At 58.7% G+C, this 4,036-nt stretch carries 4 protein-coding genes and 1 riboswitch; of the genes, 2 read left to right on the top strand and 2 right to left on the bottom strand.

From position 1 onward, the window contains the following. The coding region (locus V6C16_RS08860; RefSeq protein ID WP_333543034.1) for a phosphomethylpyrimidine synthase ThiC at positions 1 to 717 on the bottom strand (717 nt) is incomplete at its 3' end. Positions 718 to 770: 53 nt separating this feature from the next. Beyond that, a riboswitch (TPP riboswitch) is annotated at positions 771 to 882 on the bottom strand. A gap of 304 nt (positions 883 to 1,186) precedes the next feature. Between V6C16_RS08860 and V6C16_RS08855 the strand changes: the two genes are divergently transcribed. Together V6C16_RS08855 and V6C16_RS08850 are read left to right on the top strand one after the other, a co-directional pair. Further along, positions 1,187 to 2,551: a TrkH family potassium uptake protein gene (locus V6C16_RS08855; protein WP_333535092.1), complete on the top strand. Its 1,365-nt coding sequence runs from the start codon at positions 1,187 to 1,189 to the stop codon at positions 2,549 to 2,551. A gap of 407 nt (positions 2,552 to 2,958) precedes the next feature. Further along, positions 2,959 to 3,618 (top strand): potassium channel family protein, encoded by a 660-nt coding sequence (locus tag V6C16_RS08850; RefSeq protein ID WP_333535090.1) that lies wholly within the window; start codon positions 2,959 to 2,961, stop codon positions 3,616 to 3,618. Between the two features lie 166 nt (positions 3,619 to 3,784). Here the strand turns inward: V6C16_RS08850 and V6C16_RS08845 are convergent. After that, positions 3,785 to 4,036: M48 family metallopeptidase (locus tag V6C16_RS08845; RefSeq protein WP_333543033.1), on the bottom strand; the 252-nt coding region annotated here is incomplete at its 5' end.

Raw genomic sequence — 4,036 nt, 5'->3', positions numbered from 1 at the left:
GTCAACGCCCGCGCCGGGGCGCAGGCCGTCACCGAGAGAGAGGGTGACGTTGTAGGGGCGGCAGATGTCGAGCAGACGGTCAAAGTATTCCAGCAGGGGGTTTTCGCGGTCGTTTTCCAGCATCCAGCGGGCCAGCATGGAGCCGCCGCGCGAGACAATGCCCAGAACACGGTTGTTTTTGACGGCCATTTCGGCCCCGCGCCGCGAAAGGCCGCAGTGAACGGTAACAAAGTCCACGCCCTGGCGGGCCTGTTTGGCAATTTCGTCAAAAAGCTCGTCCGGGTTCATGCTGGCAATGTCGCGTTCCGCGTCCAGAATGCGCTGGCCCACGGCATAGAGGGGAACCGTGCCGAGGGGCCGGGGGCAGGCGTCCAGCATGCCGAGACGCAGGGCGTCCAGATCACCGGCGATGGAAAGATCCATCACCGTGTCGGCTCCGGCCTCAAGAGCGGCCTGAATTTTGCGTTCTTCGGTATGGGGGCAGTTGCTCAGGGGAGACGTGCCGATATTGGCATTTACCTTGATTCTGGCGGGCTGGCCCACAAGAATGGGCTTCAGCCCTTTGTGGGCGGGGTTGCCCAGCAGAACCATAGTGCCGGCCTCAAGGGCGGCGGTGATGCTTTGGGCCTCCAGCTGCTCTTCGGCGGACAAGCTGTCCAGGTGGGAGTCCAGAAGGTCGCGCAACGCGGCGTTCTGCGAAAAAAGTGTGGTAGACATGTGTGCCTCGCGGGTTGCGACGCAGGGCGCAAAAAAACCACAAGCAGCGGAACAGCTTGTGGCCGCGGCTTCCCTCCGGCAGTGCGAACTGCGTCAGGTTCAAGGGTCTGGGAGATCCCACTCTCAGCCATGCATCGTGTATGCACGGCTCCCCTAGCTCGAAACGGACTATATCCGCGCAACAGTCGTATGTAAAGTGTGAACTGCCGTGTCCGAAAAAATGGCGTGGGATGGTCGCCCGGCTGGGCAGGGGGGGGCGCGCAGGGCATGGCCCAACGCCGCGTTGGGCTGAAGCCGGGGCAGGAAGGGCAAGGGACGTCGGGGATTGCGGCATGAACTGCGGGCATGAACTGCTGCCTGGGTTGCGGCGTGGTTCGCTGAATTTCATATGTTTTTCATGTGAAATATGAAGGAGAACGAACATGATTCACCATCTTGCTTTCCTCTCGCGGACGGCATAAATGGGGGCATGCAGAGGAACAGATTTTTCAGCCCTCTTACGTGGCCCGTATTTTCCTTTCTGGCGGTTATTGTCGTGGGCGCAGTTCTGCTGCACATGCCTGTGAGCCTGCAGGAAGGCCAAAGGCTCAGCCCCATTGATGCGGCCTTTCTCGCCACGTCGGCTGTTTGCGTTACCGGGCTGACGCCTGTGGACATCAGCGTGGCGCTCAGCCCCGCCGGTGTGATGGTGCTGCTTTTTCTCGTGCAGTTGGGCGGCCTTGGCGTCATGACCTATACAAGCATCATTTTTTTGCTCTGGCGAAACTCCGTACCCTTTACCAGCCGGGAGGCCGTGAGCCAGGCGCTGCTTGGCGACGACTTTAACCTCAAGGGCTTTCTTTTGCAGGTGCTGGCGCTGGTATTCAGCATCGAGTTTGTCACGGCTCTGCTGCTCTATTGGCATGACCCCGTGTTTTTTCATCCTATCAGTGCGGCGTTTCATGCTGTTTCGGCCTTCTGTAACGCGGGTTTTTCGCTCAGTCCCAACAGTCTCATGAATTTTCGGGACGATGTGGCGGTCAACGGCATCATTGCGGCCAGCGTTTTTCTGGGCAGCATCGGCTTTGGCGTGCTGCGCGAAGCCCTGGGCATCATTTCCGGCGGGCGCATGGGCGTTCCCGTGCGCAAGTTCAGCCGCTTCAGCCGCCTTGTGCTCAAGACAACGGTTTTTCTTATTGTGGTCGGAGCGACGGTGGGATTTGTGATCGAATTCTGGCGGGTGGGCAACGAGCATGCGCTTGGCGACGGCTTTGATCTGGCCCTTACGGCGTTTTTTCAGGCTGCGGTGGCTCGCACGGCCGGTTTTAATACCGTCAATATGAGCAGCCTGAGTGAGGCCACTCTGCTGGTGCTCATGGCGCTCATGTTTGTGGGCGGCGGCCCGGGGTCTTGTGCCGGGGGCATCAAGGTTGTGACCTTCAGGGTGCTGGTGGGCTATATTGCCGCCCAGTTCCGGGGCGACAGGCAGATCGTGCTGGAGGGCAGGGGCGTACCGGCAGAAAACGTAAGCCGCGCGCTGACCCTGTTTTTCTTCTATTCCATGCTGGTGGGGATTTCCACGTTTCTGCTCAGCATTACGGAGTACGGCATACTGCACGGCACCGGCGGCGAAGGGCCGTCCTTTCTGCGCATCCTGTTTGAAGAGGTCTCGGCCCTTGGCACAGTGGGGCTTTCAATGAACCTGACCCCGGAGCTGAGCGCCGAGGGCAAGGGCGTTATTATCGTAAACATGTTTGCCGGGCGCGTGGGGCTGCTGAGCTTGCTCATGGCGGTGCAGAGCCTCCAGCCGCGCAAGGCGTATACCGTGGCGGAAACGCAACTGCCCATCGGCTAGAGCAGATTAACTTTGAGAATATACATTCTCAAAGTTTAAGGCACGCTCACTTCGGCGTTTAACCGCGCAGATAAACTGCGCTTACGCCTCCGTAGCGAACGTCTGCTCACGCAGCCGCCAGAGCAATTTCAAAGTGAAATTGCTCTAACCGCTGGTTGCGAAAAGTGGTTCAAGGGCTTTTTATATGTATAGTTGCGCTGGAAAGGGCGCTGCCTTCGGCCTGAAGGCGCAGCGGTTTTTTCGGTGTTACCTAAACCGTTTTTTGTCCCTGACACAATGCTGCGCAGTAGAGAGCAGCAGTCGGGTTTTTCCCGGCATGCCCGGCGAGGCTCCGGCCTTGCCCGGTCTTTGCGGCGGAGGGGTTCCCCGGCGCTTGCGGCCCGGATACAGCACGGAGAAAGAAAGAGATGGCGGAAAAGAAGCTGGAAATAGGCGTTATCGGCCTGGGCAAATTTGGCCTGCGCATGGCGACCACCCTTGTTTCACTGGGACACACGGTGGTAGGCATAGACATGTCCGATGCGCGGGTGCAGCGGGCCGAGGATGCGCTGGAGTCCGTTTACAAGGCCGATGCCACCAATATTGCCGTGCTGCGTTCATTGCATGTGCAGGATCTGGACTGGGTGGTCATCAGCGTGGGTGAAAGCGTGGAGCAGTCACTCAGCATCACTCTCAACGTGCAGGAACTGGGCGGTCCCAAAATATGGGTCAAGGCGTCCAATGAGGAACACCGCAAGATTCTGCAGCGGTTGCGCGTCAATCGCGCTCTGGTTCCCGAGATGGAGGCCGCCGTCATGGCCGCCCATCAGCTCACCTATCCGGGCATGCTGGACCTTATCCCCAAGTACGGGGGCATCGCCATTCAGGAACTGAAGGTGGACGAATGGCACGGCAAAACGCTGGTGGAGCTTAACCTCATGCAGCGTTTCAATATTATGGTGCTGGGCATTCGTCCCGTGGGGGAGCACTCTTTCAACTTTGTTCCTCCGGCCATGACCGTGCTGAATAAGGGTGATACCATTGTGGTGGCGGGCAGGGCCAATTCCATGAAAGACCTGAATCCCTAAGAGCATTTGACACTTGAAATGCGAGCAGGCGGGCTTTTGCCTGCCTGCTTGTATTTCATGGCAGGGATTTTCCTGAAAATTCTTGCAGAACAGGCAAATTATTCACTCGTAAACGCCCGTGGAACAGATGAACCTGGAGAACATGCATTCTCAAAGTTAATCTGGTCTAGCTGTCGCCTTGTGCCGGATCTTCGCCGGGCAAGGCCCACCAGGGCAGATTGCGCCATGCCCGGTCCAGGGCCTTTTCGCATCCGGGCCAGTCCGGGGAATAGCGGGTCAACTCCGCCCTGTAGGCCTGGGAGTGATTCATGTGGCGCAGATGGCACAGTTCGTGCCAGCACAGGTGCTCCAGAAGGGGAAGCGGCAGCAGCAACGCCCGCCAGTTGAGGCTTATGCGTCCTGCTGGGCCAGCCTCGCA

The sequence above is a fragment of the Desulfovibrio sp. 1188_IL3213 genome (genome assembly GCF_036763145.1).
Lineage (GTDB): Bacteria > Desulfobacterota > Desulfovibrionia > Desulfovibrionales > Desulfovibrionaceae > Desulfovibrio.
The sequence above is the reverse complement of the archived record's forward strand: the minus strand, read 5'-3'. Positions and strand labels throughout refer to the sequence as shown.

What these genes read in the sequence shown, in the direction of transcription:
- V6C16_RS08855 (WP_333535092.1), top strand. Translation starts at nt 1,187, where the DNA reads ATGCAGAGGAACAGATTTTTCAGCCCTCTTACGTGGCCCGTATTTTCC.
- V6C16_RS08850 (WP_333535090.1), top strand. Translation starts at nt 2,959, where the DNA reads ATGGCGGAAAAGAAGCTGGAAATAGGCGTTATCGGCCTGGGCAAATTT.